Raw genomic sequence first — 19,159 nt, 5'->3', positions numbered from 1 at the left:
CCTGCTGTCAGGACAGCAGCTCCACCTCCGCCAATGTCGCCGCGTCGTCGAGGACCAGCCGGTAGTGGTCGTACGCCTGCGGAACGGGGACGGAGAAGGCGCGGGTCTGGCGGTCCCAGGCGAAGGATTCGCCGGAGCGTTTGTCGAGGGTCTTCCAGGTGGTGCCGTCCGTGGAAGCCTGGAGGGTCCAGCCGGCCGGGGCATCGGTACGGTCGGCGGAGGTCAGTGTGTACTGAACCGCCTTGGTTCGGGCGGGAGTCGGCAGTGACACCGTCTCCACGGACGCCTTCGTCGACGACGTGTTGTCGAAGAGTTCGCCGTCGCCCTCGATGGCGTCCGAGCGAGGGGTCGGCGCCTTGTCGTTCTTCGTGATCGACACCGGGGCCGCGCTCTCGCCGGTGCCCCAGCGGGACGGCTTCGGGCCCATGTCGAACTTCAGCACGCCGCCCCTGGAGATGAGCGAGTGCGGCAGCGAAGTCGACGTCCAGGCCTTGCCGTTGACCTTCAGGCCCTGCACGTACACGTTCTTCCCGCTGTTCTTCGGGGCCTCGACCACCAGGTCCCTGCCGTTCTCCAGATGGACGGTCGCCTTGGTGAACAGCGGGGAGCCGACGGCGTATTCGCCGCTGCCCATCACCAGCGGGTAGAAGCCGAGCGCGGAGAAGAGGTACCAGGCGGACTGCTCGCCGTTGTCCTCGTCGCCGTGGTAGCCCTGCCCGATGTCGCTGCCGGCATAGAGGCGGGAGAGCACCTCGCGGACCTTCTCCTGGGCCTTCCAGGGCTGCCCGGCGGCGTCGTACATGTAGATCGCGTGGTGGGCGACCTGGTTGGAGTGGCCGTACATACCCATGCGTACGTCACGGGCCTCGGTCATCTCGTGGATGACTCCGCCGTAGGAGCCGACGAAGTCGGGGGAGGCCGTCTCCGGGGTGGAGAAGTAGGTGTCCAGCTTCTCCGCCAGCCCGCCGCGGCCGCCGTACAGGTTGGCCAGGCCCTTGCTGTCCTGCGGTGCGGTGAAGGCGTAGCCCCAGCCGTTGGTCTCGGTGTAGTCGTGGCCCCAGACACGGGGGTCGTACTTCGAGGAGTCGACCCGCCAGGCCCCGTTGCCGTCCCGGCCCTGGAAGAACCCGGCCTCCTCATCGAACAACTCCACATACCCCTGCGCCCTGTTGAGGAAGTACGCGGCCTCCTCCTGGTAGCGCTTCTCGCCCGTCTTCCGGTACAGGGCCTGGCCCATCCGGGCGATGCCGTAGTCGTTCAGATAACCCTCCAGCGCCCAGGACAGGCCCTCGTGGGTGTCCGTGCTGGTGTAGCCGAGGAACGGCGAGGTGGCCATGCCCTTGCGGCCGACGCCCGCCGACGGCGGGACGACCGTGGCGTTCTTCAGGGCAGCCTCGTACGCCGACTTCGCGTCGAAGCCGACCCCCTTCACATACGCGTCCGCGAACGCCACGTCCGACGAGGTGCCGGTCATCAGGTCCGCGTAGCCGGGGGAGGACCAGCGGGAGGTCCAGCCGCCGTCCCTGTACTGCTGCACGAAACCGTCGACCATCTCGCCCGCCTGATCAGGCGTCAGGAGTGAGTACGCGGGCCAGGTCGTCCGATAGGTGTCCCAGAACCCGTTGTTGACGTACACCTTGCCGTCGACGATCTTCGCGCCGGTGTGTGTCGGGGTGTCCTGGCCGGTCATGGGGGAGAAGGGCGAGGCGTATTGGAACTTCGAACCCACCTTCTCGAAGCCGGAGTTGGGGTACAGGTACAGGCGGTAGAGGTTGGAGTACAGCGTGGTGAGCTGGTCGGGGGTCGCCCCTTCGACCTCCACCTTCCCCAGGACGCGGTCCCACTGCGCCCACGCCCGGTCCTTCACCGTCTCGAAGGACGTGCCGTCCGGGATCTCCTGGCGCAGGTTGTCCTTCGCCTGGTCGAGGCTGATGAGGGAGGTGGCCAGCCGGAGCGTCACCGCGCGGTCCTCGCCCGCGTCGAAGCGGAGGTGGCCCTTCACACCGCTCGAGTCGCCGTCCGTGACCGGTGCGTCGAATACCCCGTGGACGAAGAGTCGGGTCGCGCCCGTCGAAAGCCCCGACTTCACATCCGAGAAGCCCGTCACGACCCCCGAGTCCCTGTCCAGGGTCAGTCCCGCCTGGTCCGTCACATTGTCGAAGAGGACGCTCGCGTCGTCGCCGGGGTAGGTGAAGCGCAGCGCCGCCGCGTGGTCCGTGGGCGCCATCTCGGCCTTGACGCCGTTCTCGAAGCGCACCCCGTAGTAGTACGGCCGGGCCGTCTCGTTCTCGTGCCGGAAGGCCAACGCCCGTGCCGTACGGCTCAGTTCGGGGGTGCCGGCGGCGGCCGAGGGCATCACCTGGAAGGTCTGCCGGTCGCCCATCCAGGGGCTCGGCTCATGACTCGCGCTGAACGCCTGGATGGTCGGCAGGTTGTCCGCGTTGTTGGCCCGCGCGTAGTCGTACAGCCAGCTCAGCGAGCCCGCGTTGGTCACCGGTGTCCAGAAGTTGAAGCCATGGGGCACCGCAGTCGCCGGGAAATTGTTGCCACGGGAGAAACCGCCGCTGGAATTCGTTCCCCTGGTGGTCACCGCGTAGTCGGAAAGATGCGCCTTCGGCCGCTCGGGCGCGCGCACCCGCAGCGTCACGTCGTCGATCCAGCCGCGGAACCTCGCCGGGCCCTTCGGGGAGTCGTACGCCACCAGGATGCGGTCCACGGTCCGGCCTGCCGCGACCGAGCCGATCCGCGCGACCACGTCGTTCCACTGGTTGACGTACAGCACCTTCGCCGCGCCCTGTCCGCGCGGCGACAGCGGGAAGCCGTGGCTGTCCACCGCCCGCAGGCCGCTGAGCGAGGTGCCGTCGGTGAAGACCAGGTCGACCGACACGTTCGTGGCGTCGTAGTCCAGATCGCCGTCCGCCATCGACGGGAAGATCCGGTACGCCAGCTCGGTGTTCCGTTCGACGGCCACGTTCACGTCGAAGACCTTGTTGTACGAGTACGCCCGGCCGTCCGCCGTGTGCCTGCCGGCGTACCTGAGGGCCCGCTTGCCGGTGAAGCCCGCGCCGGCCTTCGCGGTCGCCGAGCCGCTCGGCCCCCGGTCGACCAGCGACAGCATCTCCTTAGGCGCGGGCGCCTGCCCGCCGCCCGTCGAGAACTGCACATCGGCGAGCTGGGTGATCATGGAGGCGCCGTTGTTCCCGGTGATGTCGAGCCGGAAGTGCCGGTACTCCGCCACCCCGTCGCCGGCGATGTCGTACGACTTCGTCTCGAACCGTTCCCCGAAGCGTTCGCCGGAGCGGGTGTCGAGGGCCTTCCACTCCTTGCCGTCGGTGGAGCCCTGGAGGGTCCAGTCCTTCGGGTCGCGAGTCTCGAAGTCGTTCGCCGAGGTCAGCGCGTAGGTCACCACCTTGGCCGGCCTGTCGAGGTCGAACTCGGCCCAGCCGGTGGGCTGGAAGGTGAGCCACTTGGTGCCGGACTCGCCGTCGACGAGGTTCTCCTTCACCTCGCCGCTGCTCGCGTTCTCGCCGCTGGCCCGGACGTCGGTGACATGGTCGGTGATGTTGCCCGGGATGCCGGTGGTGTAGCCGCCGTCGACGCCGGAGGCTCGCGCGGAGCCGTCGGGTGCCATGTCGACCGTGCTGAGCCAGTCCGGAGCCGGGTCGTCCGGTTCGAACGAGGAGCTGAACTCCCGCTCCCCGGCCGTCGGTCGGTCCGGTAACGCGACGGCCGCGCCCTGCGAGGCCACCACCAGAGCGAACGCGGCGGCGCCTAGCGCCGCCGTGGAACCCCGTCTGTGCCGCATCAGCGAGCACCCTCCCTACGTCCAGCAGACTGTTTTCGATCAAGAAATGATCAGAAAAGGACAACGTTGTCGACGGTGTAACGCAGGGACCAGTAGGGGTTGAAGTGGCGAGTGGTGTCAAGGGTGTTGCGTGCGCCATCCGGGTCGAATGGCGGGGATTTTCCGGTCAGGTGGCGCAAGGCCGCTCATATTTCCGAGAGGTCTCAACTCGGAAAAGACCGATGGCGAACCTTGCATTCGATCTTGCCCCCCCGGCGGGAAGTGGACTATACCTGTCGGCGTCCGCATAGTGGTCGCACAACCGTGGACAGGCACGACCTGGGGGAATTACCGGTGGTCGCGGACGTGTCCGTGCGCCGACCGCCGTCTTGCCCCTGTTGAATCCTCACGCACGACCCCAGCTTGAATCGACCGCGGTGCCGGGAGGATCCGGTTCACCGCCTGAGTCCTGGAGAAGGCGAGGACTTGGCATGGGATCCACTGCCGCTGAGAACGACAACGGCCCCGAGGGTGTCGGCACCACCGACCCCGAAGGCGTCGGCCGCCGCGACCTGATCAAGCGTTCCGCTGCGCTGGGCCTGATCACCGTTCCGACGATGAGCTTCCTGTCCGCGTGTGCCAGCGGGGGTGGCGGAGACGACGACACCTCCGAGGACACCCAGGGCGAGACCAGCGAGTCGAACCCCTTCGGCGTCAAGAAGGGCAGCAAGCTCGACGTCGTCATCTTCAAGGGCGGCTACGGCGACGCCTACGCCAAGGCCTGGGAGGCCGCCTTCCAGAAGAAGTGGGGGGTCAACTCCACCCACACCGGCACCCAGGAGATCACCGGCAAGCTGCAGCCGCGGTTCAACGCGGGCAACCCGCCGGACATCGTCGACAACTCCGGCGCCCAGAAGATCAAGATCGACGTCCTCTACAAGAACGGCCAGCTCCTCGACCTCGCCGAGGTCCTGGACGCGCCCTCGCTCGACGACCCGGGCAAGAAGGTCCGCGACACGCTGATCGCCGGCACGCTCGACGCGGGCATGCAGGAGGGCAAGGTCGTCGCCCTGAACTACATCTACACGGTGTGGGGCCTGTGGTACTCCGGAAAGCTCTTCAAGGAGAACGGCTGGGAGGAGCCCAAGACCTGGGCCGACTTCCTCACCCTCTGCAAGGAGGCCAAGGCCAAGGGCATCGGCGGCCTCGCCCACCAGGGCAAGTACCCGTACTACATCAACGTCGCCATCATGGACCTGATCGCCAAGACGGGCGGCCTGGACGCCATGAAGGCGATCGACAACCTCGACCCGAAGGCGTTCGTCGGCTCCGACGCCGCGAAGGCCGGTGTCGAGGCGATCTACGAGGTCGTCGAGAAGGGCTATCTGATGCCCGGCACGAACGGCCTCACCCACACGGATTCCCAGGCCCGTTGGAACCAGTACAAGGCCGTGTTCATCACCTCCGGCTCCTGGCTGGAGAACGAGCAGCTGAAGCAGACGCCGGACGACTTCGACATGACGTTCATGCCGATGCCCGTGCTGCCGGACAGCGTGATGCCGTTCGAGGCGATCCGGGCCGGCTCCGGGGAGCCGTTCATCATCCCGGCCAAGGCGAAGAACCTGCCGGCGGCCAAGGAGTTCATGCGGATGATGCTCTCCAAGGAGTGGTCGACGCTGTTCGCCAAGGAGGCGAACTCCCTGACGATCGTGAAGGACGGCGTCGACACCGGGGTCTCGTTGCGGCCGGGTACGCAGTCGACGGTGGAAGTGTCCAAGGCCGCCGGTGACGACACGTTCCGCTACCTGTACACCGAGTGGTACAGCGAGATGGACACGGCGATCCAGAACGCGTCGAACGAATTGATGGCGAAGCGGATTCAGCCGGCCGAGTGGTTGAAGCGGGCGCAGGCCGCGGTGGACAAGCAGGCGAAGGATCCGGAGTCCAAGAAGAACCGTCGGGATTAGTGGGGCGTCGGAGCGCCGTGGGAGCTGCGCGCTGTGATGAGCTGCGGGTTCGTCGTGGCTCTGTCGCGCAGTTCCCCGCGCCCCTGAAAAGACAGGGGCGCGCCTTTCGTCTCATGGAACCCGAGGCAGGGAAACGCCAATGCGTAAAGGGCAGAACCGGTTCGTCGCGGGGTTTCTCCTGGTCCCCGTGGCGCTTTATGTGATCTTCGTGATCTGGCCGTACATCCAGACCTTCGGCTATTCGCTGACGGACTGGAAGGGGCAGTCACAGACGTTCTCCTTCATCGGCCTGGACAACTACACGGCGTTGTTCGAGGACGACATCTTCCTCCAGGCGATCTGGCACAACATCCTGTTCCTGGTGTTCATCCCGGTGATCACCATCCTGCTTGCCCTGTTCTTCGCGTTCATGCTGAACGCGGGCGGGCGCGGCCGGGCCGGCGGGGTCTCGGGGGTCGCCGGGTCGGGGTTCTACAAGATCGTTTACTTCTTCCCGCAGGTGCTGTCGCTGGCGATCCTCGCGGTGCTGTTCGGGGCCGTGTACCGCAGCGACAGCGGCGGCATGCTCAACGGCTTCCTGATGCGACTGGGGCTGGTCGACGAGAGCAGCCCCGTCGAGTGGCTGAACGAGCCGAACTACGTGGTCTGGGCGCTCATCCTGGTCGTCGTCTGGCACGGCGTCGGCTTCTACCTCGTGCTGTTCTCCGCCGCCATGCAGGCCATCCCGAGAGACATCTACGAGGCCGCGCTGATCGACGGTGCCGGTCGCGCCCACACGTTCTTCCGCATCACCCTGCCGCTGCTGTGGGACTCCGTGCAGACCGCCTGGGTCTATCTCGGCATCGCGGCGATGGACATGTTCATCCTGGTCTCGACCATGACCGCGGGCGAGTACGGGGGCGGCCCCGACCACCACAGCGAGGTCATGGCGACCGTGATGATGCGGAACTTCCTGCTGTACGGCAGGAGTGGCTACGCCTGCGCGATGGGCGTCGTGATGCTGCTCCTCACCCTGATCGTGTCGGTGGTCATGCTGCGCGCCACCCGTCGCGAGCGCGTCGAGTTCTGAGCGGGAGAGACGACACAAAATGAGTGCACCCCTCAAGACCGCCTCGCGCGGCGACTCGGTCCCCACCGGCCCGACCGTGACCAGACGCGGGACCGGGCCCGGCGACGACCGTGGCGAAGGCGTCGTCCTGAACGTCTTCTCGCACGGCTTCCTCGCCCTGTGGGCCCTGCTGATCGTGCTGCCGCTGCTGTGGCTGGTGCTCAGCTCCTTCAAGACCGACGCCCAGATCGGCGGCTCGGCCTTCGGCTGGCCCGAGAACTGGTCCCTGGACGTCTTCTCCCGCGCCTGGGACAAGGGCATCGGCGACTACTTCGTCAACACGGTCATCGTGCTGGTCTTCTCGGTGCCGCTGACCATGCTGTTCGGCTCCATGGCCGCGTACGTCCTGGCCCGCTACCCGTTCCGGGGCAACCGGCTGCTGTACTACTTCTTCGTCGCCGGCGCGATGTTCCCCGTGTTCCTGGCCCTGGTGCCGCTGTTCTTCATGGTCAAACGGCTGGACATGCTGAACACCTACCAGGGACTGATCCTGGTGTACGTCGCCTACTCGCTGCCGTTCACCGTGTTCTTCATGCACGCGTTCTTCCGGACGCTGCCCACCGCGGTCTTCGAGGCGGCCATCCTCGACGGGGCCTCGCACACCCGGACGTTCTTCCAGGTCATGCTGCCGATGGCCAAGCCGGGGCTGATCAGTGTGGGGATCTTCAACACCTTGGGTCAGTGGAACCAGTTCATCCTGCCCACGGTCCTCATGCAGCCGCAGAGCGGCGACGATCCCGAGCGGTACGTCCTCACCCAGGGCCTCATCCAGCTTCAGCAGCAGCAGGGCTACGCCTCCGACCTGCCCGTCCTCTTCGCCGGTGTCACCATCGCCATGATCCCCATGCTCGTCGTCTACCTCTCCTTCCAGCGCCAGGTCCAGGCCGGCCTCACCTCCGCGACCCTCAAGTAGCCCGTCCGGGGACCCCAAGTAGCCGCAGAGTGACATTTAGTGGTCATTCGGCGACCCCAGTTTCCGTCAAGGACTTGACTGCGGTAACCCGTTCAGCGGAGCTTGGAGTTCACAACTTGTAAGTGACCCGGGTTCCTGGCTGTGACCTGGGTCACGGGCGGCGTGCGGGCCGCCCGGCCTGGGACAGGAGTGGATGAGTCGATGGAGACTCCGGGGTCGCAGTCGTCGCTGCACCGAGCAAATCTCGAGCGCGTCGTACGGGCGGTGCGGCTCGCCGGGTCGCTCACGCAGGCGGAGATCGCCAGGACGACCGGCCTGTCCGCCGCCACGGTTTCCAACATCGTGCGCGAGCTGAAGGAGGGTGGAACCGTCGAGGTCACGCCCACGTCGGCGGGCGGCCGCCGGGCGCGCGCGGTCTCGCTCAGCGGGGACGCCGGGATCGTGATCGGCGTGGACTTCGGGCATACGCATTTGCGCGTCGCGATCGGGAACCTCGCCCATCAGGTACTGGCCGAGGAGTCCGAGCCGCTCGACGTGGACGCCTCCTCGACCCAGGGCTTCGACCGGGCGGAGCAGCTGGTCACCCGGCTGATCGAGGCCATCGGCGTGGATCGTACGAAGATCGCGGGCGTGGGCCTCGGTGTGCCCGGCCCGATCGACGTGGAGTCCGGGTCGCTCGGCTCCACCGCCATCCTGCCCGGCTGGACCGGCACCAAGCCCGCCGCCGAGATGCGCGACCGCCTCGGGGTGACGGTGCACGTGGACAACGACGCCAATCTCGGCGCCCTCGGCGAACTCGTCTGGGGCAGTGGCCGGGGGGTGCGGGACCTGGCCTACATCAAGGTGTCCAGCGGCGTTGGTGCCGGACTGGTGATCGATGGCAAGATCTACAGGGGCCCGGGTGGCACAGCGGGAGAAATCGGGCATATTACTCTTGATGAATCCGGCCCGGTCTGCCGCTGCGGCAACCGGGGCTGTCTGGAGACCTTCGCCGCCGCGCGCTATGTGCTGCCGCTCCTCCAGTCCAGCCACGGCACCGATCTGACCATGGAAGGGGTCGTACGGCTGGCGCGGGACGGGGACCCGGGCTGCCGTCGGGTGATCGCCGACGTCGGCCGACACATCGGAAGTGGAGTCGCCAATCTCTGCAATCTGTTGAACCCGAGCCGCGTGGTTCTCGGCGGCGATCTCGCCGAGGCCGGAGAGCTGGTTCTCGGACCCATAAGGGAGTCGGTCGGCCGGTACGCGATCCCGAGTGCCGCACGTCAACTCTCAGTGCTGCCAGGGGCGCTTGGCGGCCGTGCCGAGGTCCTCGGGGCCCTGGCCCTGGCCCTCAGTGAGATGGGTGATTCGACCCTTTTGGACGGGACCCTCTCCGCAGCAACCCCTGTCTTCACTTAGAGAACGAAACACGCCGTTGCCAACCCGTTAAGGATTTACTTCTTGACGTCGCACGTGTGGCCGAGTTGACTTCCAGCCACCTCGGCCGCAGTGCTGCGGCCCGTGTCAGGGAGGCACAACCCAAATGAACGCAACGATGCGTAGAGTCGCGATCGGCGCCACAGCGGTTTCGCTGGCGCTCTCCGTCGCCGCCTGTGGCAAGGCCGGCGACGACAACGACTCGGGCAGTGGCAGTGACAGCGGCTCGGACAGCAAGTCCATCGGCCTGCTCCTGCCCGACAACGTCACCGCGCGCTACGAGAAGTTCGACCGGCCTTACTTCGAGGACAAGGTCAAGGAGCTGTGCTCCGACTGCAAGGTCGACTACGCGAACGCCGCAGCCGACCCGACCAAGCAGGCCCAGCAGATGAGCACCATGGTGACCAAGGGCGTGAAGGTCATCGTGGTCTCCGCCCAGGACTCCGCCGCCATCAAGTCCTCCATCCAGTCGGCGGTGGACAAGGGCGTCAAGGTCGTCGCGTACGACCGCCTCGCGCAGGGCCCGGTCTCGGCCTACGTCTCCTTCGACAACGTCAAGGTCGGCGAGCTCCAGGGCCAGGCCCTGCTCGACGCGCTCGGCGACAAGGCGACCGCCAAGTCCAAGGTCGTCATGATCAACGGTGACGACGCCGACCCGAACGCCGGTCAGTTCAAGGAGGGCGCGCACAAGGTCCTCGACGGCAAGGTCGACATCGCCTACGAGCAGTCCGGCCTGTGGAAGGACACCGTCGCGGCCCAGAAGATGTCCGCGGCGATCACCCAGCTGGGCGCCAAGAACATCGCGGGCGTCTACGCCGCCAACGACGGCATGGCCGGTGGCATCGCCAACACCCTCAAGGGTGCGAAGATCAGCAGCATCCCGCTGACCGGTCAGGACGCCGAGCTCGCGGCCATCCAGCGGATCGTCCTCGGCACCCAGGCCGCCACGGTCTACAAGGCCTACAAGCCCGAGGCCGACACGGCCGCCGAGCTCGCCGTCAACCTGCTGGAGGGCAAGGACATCAAGTCCCTGGCCGACACCGAGGTGACCAGCGGCTCCGGCGACAAGGTCCAGGCGAAGCTGCTGACCCCGGTCTCCGTCACCAAGGAGAACATCAACGACACGGTGGTCAAGGACGGCCTGTACACGGTCGCCGACATCTGCACCGCCGAGTACGCCAAGGCCTGCAAGGAGGCCGGCCTCGAGTAGTCCTTCGAGGCGAGACCGCCCCGCGGTCCCGTAGAACCTGTCCGGCGCCCGCCCCACTTCAGACCCCGCTTCCGGGGCGGGCGCCGGACGGAACCCGCTGCCGAAGCGCTCCGCTGAAAGTGCCGCGATGTGCCGTCGCTCGTCTGCGGCACCGTCGCGGCTGGTCGCGCAGTTCCCCGCGCCCCTTCAGGGCGTCGGAGAGCGCGGCGGTCTACGCATGTTCACCCTGTAAGCCTTGTGCGTCACGCACAGTCCTCCGCGCCTGATTACAAGCGCGGCATCCCCGCCGGTCAGGCGGCGAAGGAGATGGTTCACGTGTCCGCTACGCCCGTGCTGGCGTTGCGCGGAGTCTCCAAGCGATTCGGTGCGGTGCAGGCACTCACCGACGTCGATCTGGAGGTTCACGCCGGAGAAGTGGTCGCCCTGGTGGGCGACAACGGCGCAGGAAAGTCCACCCTGGTCAAGACGATCGCGGGTGTCCACCCCATCGATGAGGGCGTCATCGAGTGGCAGGGCGGCCCGGTGAAGATCAACAAGCCGCACGACGCCCAGGGCCTCGGCGTCGCGACGGTCTACCAGGACCTCGCGCTCTGCGACAACCTCGACGTCGTCGGCAACCTCTACCTCGGGCGCGAGCTGCTGCACCGGGGCGTCATCGACGAGGTGTCGATGGAGAAGAACTCCCGCGAGCTGCTGTCCACGCTCTCGATCCGGATCCCGAGCGTGCGCATCCCGATCGCGAGCCTCTCGGGCGGTCAGCGCCAGGTCGTCGCCATCGCCCGCGCCCTCATCGGCGACCCCAAGCTCGTCATCCTGGACGAGCCCACCGCCGCCCTCGGCGTCGAGCAGACCGCGCAGGTCCTCGACCTGGTCGAGCGGCTGCGCGAGCGCAACCTCGCCGTCATCCTCATCAGCCACAACATGGCCGATGTCAAGGCGGTCGCGGACACCGTGGCCGTCCTGCGCCTGGGCAAGAACAACGGCTCCTTCTCCGTGAAGGACACCAGCCACGAAGAGATCATCGCCGCGATCACGGGTGCCACGGACAACGCCGTGACCCGTCGCGCGGGGCGGCGCACCACGGAGGCGGCAAAGTGAGCGACACGTCCAAGACCGTGAAGAGCGATTCCGCCAAGGGCGCCGCGGAGGGTCAGACCACGGTCGCCCCCGCCGACGACCCCACAGCCGCGCCGGTCACCGTCGTCGACCCGCGTCTGCTGGTCCGCGAAGAGGGCCTCAAGGGCTACCTCACCGAGTTCAAGCGCAAGGTGAAGGGCGGCGAGCTGGGCTCGCTGCCGGTGGTCATCGGCCTGATCGTCATCTGGACGATCTTCCAGCTGCAGAACGACCGCTTCCTGAGCGCCGACAACCTCTCGAACATCAGCTACTTCCTGTCGGCCACCGGCATGCTCGCCATCGGCCTGGTGTTCGTGCTGCTGCTCGGTGAGATCGATCTGTCGGTGGGCTCGGTCAGCGGTCTGGCCTCCACCGTGTTCGCCGTGTTCGTGGTGAACGAGGGCATGAACGCCTGGCTGTCGCTGGTCCTCGCGATCCTCACCGGTATCGCCATCGGCGCGCTGCACGGCTGGTTCTTCGCCAAAATCGGTGTACCGGCGTTCGTCGTCACCCTGGCCGGCTTCCTCGGCTGGAACGGCGTGATGCTGTGGCTGCTGGGCGAGAGCGGCACGATCAACATCCCCTCCGACGAGGGCCCGGTCCGCCTGCTCGGCCAGAGCTCCTTCTTCATGGACCAGGCCATCATCGGCGCGTACATCCTGGCCGGCCTCGCCGTGGCGCTCTCCCTCGTCGGCAACTTCAACGAACAGCGCCGCCGTCGGGCCGCGGGTGTGCCGTTCCGGCCGACCAGCGAGATCCTGCTGCGCGTCGGCGCGCTCGCCGTCGCCTCCTTCGCCGCCGCTGCCGTGCTCAACAACGCGTCCGGTGTCTCCAACGCGCTGGTGATCTTCCTCGCGGCGCTGGTGATCGTGGACTTCGTGCTGCGTCGTACGACGTACGGCCGCAAGGTGTTCGCGGTCGGCGGCGGCATCGAGGCGGCCCGCCGTGCCGGTATCAACGTGCCGATGATCCGGATCTCCGTGTTCGCCATCTCCGGTGGCTTCGCGGCGATCGGCGGTATGTTCTTCGCCGGTCAGACCGCGAGTGCGACGCTGTCCGCCGGCGGCGGCAACATCCTGATGCTCGCGATCGCCGCGGCCGTCATCGGCGGCACCAGCCTCTTCGGTGGGCGTGGGTCGGTGTGGTCGGCGCTGCTCGGCATGCTGGTCATCCAGTCGATCCAGACGGGCCTCGACCTGCTGAACATGAACCAGTCGATCCAGTACATGATCACGGGTGCGGTGCTTCTGGGTGCGGTGGTCATCGACTCCGTCTCGCGCCGGAGTCAGAAGGCTGCGGGGCGCGCCTAAGCGTCTCTGGGGTGCGGTGGGCTTGCGAGTACCGGCCGTTGGTGGCTGGTCGCGCAGTTCCCCGCGCCCCTGACAGCAGGGCGCTGCGGTCCCTTGGCGAACAAGTGCTCGGCATCAATCTTGGTGCCGGGCACTTCTCCTTGTTGTCGGACGTTTCGTACGGGTACGTCTGCGCAGGATGGTTTACGGCCGTTTGCGTGACGCAGGAGTCGACCGCCCGGCGGTTGGCCGTGTGCGCGGAAGATTAGACTTCGACGAGCCCGGTAACGCTCGAACAGCACTATCGCAAGGAGGCACGGGTGCCGCTGCTGACCCGCATCAGGGGACCGCGCGATCTGGACCGGCTCAGTCTGGAGGAGTTGGACCAGCTGGCGGAGGAGATCCGGACCTTCCTCGTCGAGGCGGTGTCGAAGACCGGCGGTCACCTCGGCCCGAACCTCGGCGTGGTCGAGCTCACCATCGCCCTGCACCGGGTCTTCGACTCGCCCAAGGACAAGGTGCTCTGGGACACGGGTCACCAGTCCTACGTCCACAAGCTCCTCACCGGCCGCCAGGACTTCTCGCAGCTGAAGATGAAGGGCGGCCTCTCCGGCTACCCCTCGCAGGCCGAGTCCGAGCACGACGTCATCGAGAACAGCCACGCCTCCACGGTGCTGGGCTGGGCCGACGGCCTCGCCAAGGCCAACCAGGTGTTGAAACGTGACGACCACGTGGTCGCGGTCATCGGCGACGGCGCGCTCACCGGCGGTATGGCCTGGGAGGCGCTCAACAACATCGCGGACGCCAAGGACCGGCCCCTGGTCATCGTCGTCAACGACAACGAGCGCTCGTACGCGCCGACCATCGGCGGGCTCGCCAACCACCTGGCCACCCTGCGGACCACCGACGGCTACGAGCGGTTCCTGGCCCGCGGCAAGGACCTGCTGGAGCGGACGCCCGTCGTCGGCCGGCCGCTCTACGAGACGCTGCACGGCGCCAAGAAGGGGCTGAAGGACTTCATCGCCCCGCAGGGCATGTTCGAGGACCTGGGACTCAAGTACGTCGGGCCGATCGACGGTCACGACATCGAGGCCCTGGAGTCCGCGCTGTCCCGCGCCAAGCGCTTCGGCGGGCCGGTCATCGTGCACTGTCTCACCGAGAAGGGCCGCGGCTACCAGCCCGCCCTCCAGGACGAGGCGGACCGCTTCCACGCCGTCGGCAAGATCCACCCGGACACGGGCCTGCCGATCGCCTCCTCCGGCGCCGACTGGACCTCCGTCTTCGGCGAGGAGATGGTGAAGCTCGGCAAGGAGCGCGAGGACATCGTCGCCATCACGGCGGCCATGCTCCAGCCGGTCGGCCTCGACCGGTTCGCCAAGGCCTTCCCCGAGCGGGTGTACGACGTCGGCATCGCCGAGCAGCACGCCGCCGTGTCGGCGGCGGGCCTCGCCACGGGCGGTCTGCATCCTGTTTTCGCTGTCTACGCGACATTCCTCAATCGTGCCTTCGACCAGGTCCTGATGGACGTCGCCCTCCACAGGTGCGGGGTGACGTTCGTACTGGACCGGGCCGGTGTCACGGGCACCGACGGGGCCTCGCACAACGGCATGTGGGACATGTCGATCCTTCAGGTCGTGCCGGGGCTCAGGCTCGCCGCGCCGCGTGACGCCGACCAGGTCCGCGCCCAGCTGCGCGAGGCCGTCGAGGTCACGGACGCGCCGACCGTGGTGCGCTTCTCCAAGGGCGCCGTCGGCCCCGCCGTACCCGCCCTGCGCCGCGTAGGCGGCATGGACGTGCTGCGTGAGCCGGGCACCGACACCCCGGACGTGCTCCTCGTCTCCGTCGGTGCCCTCGCCCCGATGTGCCTGGAGATCGCGGGCCTGCTCGACAAGCAGGGGATCACCACGACCGTCGTCGACCCGCGCTGGGTCAAGCCGGTCGACGAGCACATGGCGCCGCTCGCCGACAGGCACCGCGTGGTCGTCACCGTCGAGGACAACTCCCGCGTCGGCGGCGTCGGCTCGGCCGTCGCCCAGGCGCTGCGCGACGCCGGCGTGGACATCCCGCTGCGCGACTTCGGCATCCCGCCGCGCTTCCTCGACCACGCCACCCGCGCCGAGGTCCTGGCCGAGATCGGGCTCACCGCGCCCGACATCGCCCGCCAGGTCACCGGGCTGGTCTCCAAGATCGACGGCCGGTTCGACGACACCGCCGCAGAGGTGGAGCCCGCGCGCGACTGACCTGTCCGGTTGGGCTGTTCGGGCCGGTCTCGCCATCCTTTACGGTGGTGAGACCGGCCCATTCGCGTGAAACCGCTCGCGCCGGGGCAAACGCTCCCCCAGTCTCGGCTTCGCTCGACCGGGGGACCCCCATCGCCCCCTCTCGATCGTGTCGAGGACGACAAGCGTGGGAGGTACGCCTGTGAGCAGCACACTCTTCCGGACGAAGAAGGTCGAGCAGTCCATCCTCGATACCGAGGAACCAGAGCACGCGCTCAAGAAATCCTTGTCCGCGCTGGATCTGACGGTCTTCGGCGTCGGTGTCATCATCGGCACCGGCATCTTCGTCCTCACCGGCACGGTGGCCAAGAACAACGCCGGTCCCGCCGTGGCCCTCGCCTTCGTCGTGGCCGGCGTCGTCTGCGCGCTCGCCGCCCTCTGCTACGCGGAGTTCGCGTCCACGGTCCCGGTCGCCGGGTCCGCGTACACCTTCTCGTACGCCTCCCTCGGGGAACTGCCCGCCTGGATCATCGGCTGGGACCTGGTCCTCGAGTTCGCCCTGGGGACGGCGGTGGTGGCCGTCGGCTGGTCCGGCTACATCCATTCGCTGCTGGCCAACGCTGGCTGGGAGCTGCCTGCGGCGCTCAGCACGAGAGACGGGGCCGACGGCTTCGGCTTCGACATCCTCGCCGCCGCGCTCGTCCTGGTGCTCACCGTCATCCTCGTGCTCGGCACGAAGCTCTCCGCGCGGGTCACCTCCCTCGTCGTCGCCATCAAGGTGACGGTCGTTCTCACCGTGATCATCGCGGGCGCCTTCTTCGTCAAGGGCGACAACTACGACCCGTTCGTCCCGAAGGCGCAGGCGGTGGACGCGGGCGACAGCCTCCAATCGCCGCTCATCCAGTTGATGTTCGGCTGGGCGCCCTCCAACTTCGGTGTGATGGGCATCTTCACGGCCGCCTCCGTCGTCTTCTTCGCGTTCATCGGCTTCGACGTCGTCGCCACGGCCGCCGAGGAGACGAGGAACCCGCAGCGCGACATGCCCCGGGGCATCATCGGCTCCCTCATCATCTGCACCACGCTGTACGTGGCGGTGTCGATCGTCGTGACCGGCATGCAGCACTACACCGAGCTGTCGGTGACCGCGCCGCTCGCCGACGCCTTCAAGGCCACCGGGCATCCGTGGTTCGCGGGCTTCATCAGCTTCGGCGCCGCCGTCGGCCTGACGACCGTGTGCATGATCCTGCTGCTCGGTCAGACCCGGGTGTTCTTCGCGATGAGCCGTGACGGGCTGCTGCCGCGCTTCTTCTCCCGCGTCCACCCCCGGTTCAAGACCCCGCACCGGCCGACCATCCTGCTCGGTGTGGTCATCGCGGTCCTCGCGGGCTTCACCCCGCTGAGCGAGCTGGCCGAGCTGGTGAACATCGGCACGCTGTTCGCCTTCGTGGTCGTCGCGATCGGCGTCATCATCCTCCGCAAGTCCCGCCCCGACCTGCACCGGTCGTTCCGCACCCCGTGGGTGCCCTTCATCCCGATCCTCTCGGTGTGCGCCTCGCTGTGGCTGATGCTCAACCTGCCCACCGAGACCTGGCTCCGCTTCGCCGGCTGGATGGTCCTCGGCTTCGTCGTCTACTTCGTCTACGGCCGCTCGCACAGCCGCCTCGGACGCCATGAGGAGACCGCGCCGGGAGATGTTCTCAAGCCGCCTGGACGCGACACCGAGTAGTCGTCTCTTTGGAACCGATCCGACTCTCCGGCCCCGTATGTTCCGCTTCCCGCGGGACTGCGGGGCCGGATCGCGTGCTGCACAGGGGCGGGCCGCCTCACGCATCGCGGGGCTGACGGACGACCGTTCAGGACTCCCCGCGCACCGCCCGGGGACCGGTCACCTCGGCACCCAACCCGCCAACCCTGCGCCGCAGTTCGCGGTCGGCGGTGACGACGAGGCAGGGGCGGTCGTGGGCCTCCTCGGCGACCAGTTCCACGATGCGGTCGTCGCCGCTGCGGGGGGCCGCCTCGACCCGAACGCCGGGCGCCGGTGCCACGCCGCGGGCGGCGCCCTCGACGACCATCACGAGTTCGACGGGCTCGTCCCGGCCGGGGACCCCGTCCCGGGCGAGCCGGTCGCGCAGGCGTTCCGCCGCGCCGCGTCGGTCGCGCCACCAGCCGTCGGGGACGGAGCCGATGACGTTGGCGGCGTCGACGATCACGAGCAGGGGGGCGTCCATGGGGGACAGGGTTGCATGCCCGGCCGTCATACGGGGTTGGTGAAACGTTCATCCTATGATGGGGGCCGCTCGGCCTTCCGCGTTCCCGTGCGAGAAGGCGGCCGGGGAGCCGCGCCGAGCGTCATGGAAAGGGCAGGTCACGTCATGCGGACCAGATCCGGGCGCGCCGCTGCCCAAGGGGCGGCGGCCGACACCTCGGCGCACGGCGGGGGCGGGCGGCACACGGCCGAGGCCACCCTCGCCGGTTCGTGGCTCGTCCTCGGCAAGGACGGCCGGCTCACCGCGTACGCCCGTGGGCGCACGGGGCTGCTGCGCTGGACGCAGACCCGGCCCGGCGGCCCGCAGTGGACCGGTCCGGAACTCTTCCCGGTGTCCAATCTGACCGACCTCCACATCGTGCAGGGCGCGGACACCTACGTGCACTTCCTCGGCCGCCGCGAGGTCCCGAAGGCCGGCGGTCCGCCCGCCGTGGACGTCGTGCACGCCATCCAGTACCAGACGGGTCGGCCCGTCACCGAGTGGCGTTCGCTGGGCAACCCGCACAAGGACCCGGCGAAGGCCGCGCGCTTCGGGATACCGACCGGGGGCGTGAGCGCCAAAGGCAGCGTCCATGTCTTCGCGCGCAACGCGGGCGGCGGTGTCATGCTGCGCCGGGAGCTGACCGGCGGCAAGTGGAGCCCTTGGACCGACCTCAAGGGCAGCGGGGTGCAGGACCCGGTGACCGTGGTCGCGCACTCCTCCGGGCGGGTCGAGGCGATGGCCGGCGGCCAGGACCTCATCCTGCGCTGGACGCAGGAGAAGCCCGACGGGAACTTCAGCCAGGCGCCCACCATCCCGCTCGCGGTGGTCCGCGGCAGCGCGGTGGGTCTGGAGACCGGCCCCGACCGGGCCACGTACTACTGGACCGACCCGGCGACCGGGGGCGTCGTCGCCCATCGCCCGGGCGGCTGGGTGATCCCGTTGGGTGGGGCACCGGCCGAGGACCCGGTCGCCGTGCTGCGGGCGCCGCTCGACGGGTACGACTGCACGGTGCTGGCCCATCGCGACATCGAGGGTCAGGTCATGCTCGCGGCGTGCGGTACGGAGAACGAGCAGGCCGGTGTGTGGTGGTCGCCGACGGGCGAGCGTTGCGTGGGAGTGCCGGCGTTGGCACGTGACGCGTACGGGCGGGTGGTGCTCGGGGTGATCGATGCGGGGGGCGCGCTGCGGACAGCCCGGCAGCACGATGAGGGTGGGTTGGCCTTGGCGCCGTCGGTTCGTGTCTGACGACGGGGGCGTTTTTCGGGGGAGGCCAGGCACGTACTGACCGCGTACTCGTCTGCCGCTTCAGGTGGACGTGCGAGTGCGGGTGGCGTGTGGCTGGTCGCGCGGTTCCCCGCGCCCCTTACGGGGCGCCCCCAGTGGCCGGGGACTTCTTCGCCGACTCCGGGATCTCCTTGTCCTCCCGCAACGCCTTCCACAGGGTGGTCGCCTGGGGTTCGGCGGCGACGACGCGGTTGGGGTCGCTCTTGTCGTACTCGACCGGGAGCATGATCGTCTCCATGGCGGCGGGGTCGACACCGTTCATGCTGCGGGACGACCTTATGGAACGCGGCATCCTCATCGGCGCGCCAGGGGTCGACGACAGCGGCGAGTGGTCCTTCACCCACGCCCACCCCTGGCGCTCCGGCGCCCACACCGTCGAGGTCGTCGCCCTCTTCGCCGCCACCGAATCCCCGGCCGCCGCACGGACGTTCAAGGTCGTCGGCATCCCCGAGAACAGCCCCATCAGGATGTCCGGGGCCTCCCGGCACGACTGCGCCGACGCCGTCTGCGAGCACCGGCCCTTCACGGGTGACTGGTAGGCGCGGCGGAGTGCTCCTGGGCGCGGTGGCCGCCGGGACAGAAGAGGGCCCCCGCCGCAGCG

At 68.2% G+C, this 19,159-nt stretch carries 13 protein-coding genes and 1 pseudogene; 11 read left to right on the top strand and 3 right to left on the bottom strand.

Going from position 1 to position 19,159, the window contains the following annotated elements; translation table 11 throughout:
• Positions 1-7 precede the first annotated feature (7 nt).
• Positions 8-3,805: a GH92 family glycosyl hydrolase gene (locus ACFU53_RS37505; RefSeq protein ID WP_384003122.1), complete on the bottom strand. Its 3,798-nt coding sequence runs from the start codon at positions 3,803-3,805 to the stop codon at positions 8-10.
• 470 nt (positions 3,806-4,275) lie between these two features.
• Here ACFU53_RS37505 and ngcE point away from each other — a divergent pair, with 470 nt between their 5' ends.
• The 9 genes from ngcE to ACFU53_RS37460 all read left to right on the top strand — a co-directional run bounded on the left by ngcE (position 4,276) and on the right by ACFU53_RS37460 (position 16,751).
• Positions 4,276-5,751 carry an N-acetylglucosamine/diacetylchitobiose ABC transporter substrate-binding protein gene (gene ngcE / locus ACFU53_RS37500; RefSeq protein ID WP_384003119.1) on the top strand — a complete coding sequence of 492 codons (1,476 nt, stop codon included), beginning with the start codon at positions 4,276-4,278 and terminating at the stop codon, positions 5,749-5,751.
• Positions 5,752-5,890: 139 nt separating this feature from the next.
• Complete coding sequence (locus ACFU53_RS37495) at positions 5,891-6,820, top strand: carbohydrate ABC transporter permease (protein WP_384003115.1); 930 nt, start codon at positions 5,891-5,893, stop codon at positions 6,818-6,820.
• Positions 6,821-6,839: 19 nt separating this feature from the next.
• Positions 6,840-7,772, top strand: a complete 933-nt coding sequence (locus ACFU53_RS37490) for a carbohydrate ABC transporter permease (RefSeq protein ID WP_384003112.1) — start codon at positions 6,840-6,842, stop codon at positions 7,770-7,772.
• A 201-nt stretch (positions 7,773-7,973) separates the two neighbouring features.
• Positions 7,974-9,173, top strand: a complete 1,200-nt coding sequence (locus ACFU53_RS37485) for an ROK family protein (RefSeq protein WP_384003109.1) — start codon at positions 7,974-7,976, stop codon at positions 9,171-9,173.
• Positions 9,174-9,297: 124 nt separating this feature from the next.
• On the top strand, positions 9,298-10,401 hold the full coding sequence (locus ACFU53_RS37480; protein WP_384003106.1) for a sugar ABC transporter substrate-binding protein: 1,104 nt from the start codon (positions 9,298-9,300) through the stop codon (positions 10,399-10,401).
• Between the two features lie 306 nt (positions 10,402-10,707).
• Positions 10,708-11,499: an ATP-binding cassette domain-containing protein gene (locus ACFU53_RS37475; protein ID WP_319127157.1), complete on the top strand. Its 792-nt coding sequence runs from the start codon at positions 10,708-10,710 to the stop codon at positions 11,497-11,499.
• The gene (locus tag ACFU53_RS37470) at positions 11,496-12,827 is read left to right on the top strand and encodes a sugar ABC transporter permease (protein ID WP_384003102.1); all 1,332 of its coding nucleotides are present in this window, start codon (positions 11,496-11,498) and stop codon (positions 12,825-12,827) included. The genes ACFU53_RS37475 and ACFU53_RS37470 overlap by 4 nt, the downstream gene beginning before the upstream one ends.
• Positions 12,828-13,126: 299 nt before the next feature.
• Entirely contained in the window at positions 13,127-15,046 is a 1,920-nt protein-coding gene (gene dxs, locus ACFU53_RS37465; RefSeq protein WP_384003099.1) for a 1-deoxy-D-xylulose-5-phosphate synthase, read from the top strand.
• 181 nt (positions 15,047-15,227) lie between these two features.
• A complete protein-coding gene (locus ACFU53_RS37460) occupies positions 15,228-16,751 on the top strand; it encodes an amino acid permease (protein WP_384003096.1) in 1,524 nt (507 codons plus the stop codon).
• Between the two features lie 127 nt (positions 16,752-16,878).
• On the opposite strand, the gene ACFU53_RS37455 is transcribed toward ACFU53_RS37460, so the two are convergent.
• Entirely contained in the window at positions 16,879-17,253 is a 375-nt protein-coding gene (locus ACFU53_RS37455) for an NTP pyrophosphohydrolase (RefSeq protein ID WP_384003093.1), read from the bottom strand.
• 144 nt (positions 17,254-17,397) lie between these two features.
• On the opposite strand from ACFU53_RS37455, the gene ACFU53_RS37450 reads away from it, so the two are divergent.
• Positions 17,398-18,519 (top strand): hypothetical protein, encoded by a 1,122-nt coding sequence (locus ACFU53_RS37450; RefSeq protein ID WP_384003090.1) that lies wholly within the window; start codon positions 17,398-17,400, stop codon positions 18,517-18,519.
• A 118-nt stretch (positions 18,520-18,637) separates the two neighbouring features.
• Here ACFU53_RS37450 and ACFU53_RS37445 read toward each other — a convergent pair.
• Positions 18,638-18,829, bottom strand: a pseudogene (locus ACFU53_RS37445) (LytR family transcriptional regulator); the annotation flags it as partial.
• A 7-nt stretch (positions 18,830-18,836) separates the two neighbouring features.
• Between ACFU53_RS37445 and ACFU53_RS37440 the strand changes: the two are divergent.
• Positions 18,837-19,097, top strand: coding sequence for a hypothetical protein (locus tag ACFU53_RS37440; protein ID WP_384003087.1), 261 nt, complete (start codon positions 18,837-18,839; stop codon positions 19,095-19,097).
• Positions 19,098-19,159: the final 62 nt, after the last annotated feature.

The organism is Streptomyces sp. NPDC057474, assembly GCF_042802555.1.
GTDB lineage: Bacteria > Actinomycetota > Actinomycetes > Streptomycetales > Streptomycetaceae > Streptomyces.
The sequence above is the reverse complement of the archived record's forward strand: the minus strand, read 5'-3'. Positions and strand labels throughout refer to the sequence as shown.

Coding starts and splice junctions, on each gene's coding strand:
- ACFU53_RS37505 (WP_384003122.1), bottom strand. CDS start 3,805: ATGCGGCACAGACGGGGTTCCACGGCGGCGCTAGGCGCCGCCGCGTTC.
- ACFU53_RS37455 (WP_384003093.1), bottom strand. CDS start 17,253: ATGGACGCCCCCCTGCTCGTGATCGTCGACGCCGCCAACGTCATCGGC.
- ACFU53_RS37440 (WP_384003087.1), top strand. CDS start 18,837: ATGGAACGCGGCATCCTCATCGGCGCGCCAGGGGTCGACGACAGCGGC.
- ACFU53_RS37485 (WP_384003109.1), top strand. CDS start 7,974: ATGGAGACTCCGGGGTCGCAGTCGTCGCTGCACCGAGCAAATCTCGAG.
- ACFU53_RS37480 (WP_384003106.1), top strand. CDS start 9,298: ATGAACGCAACGATGCGTAGAGTCGCGATCGGCGCCACAGCGGTTTCG.
- ACFU53_RS37490 (WP_384003112.1), top strand. CDS start 6,840: ATGAGTGCACCCCTCAAGACCGCCTCGCGCGGCGACTCGGTCCCCACC.
- ngcE (WP_384003119.1), top strand. CDS start 4,276: ATGGGATCCACTGCCGCTGAGAACGACAACGGCCCCGAGGGTGTCGGC.
- ACFU53_RS37475 (WP_319127157.1), top strand. CDS start 10,708: ATGGTTCACGTGTCCGCTACGCCCGTGCTGGCGTTGCGCGGAGTCTCC.
- ACFU53_RS37495 (WP_384003115.1), top strand. CDS start 5,891: ATGCGTAAAGGGCAGAACCGGTTCGTCGCGGGGTTTCTCCTGGTCCCC.
- ACFU53_RS37450 (WP_384003090.1), top strand. CDS start 17,398: ATGCGGACCAGATCCGGGCGCGCCGCTGCCCAAGGGGCGGCGGCCGAC.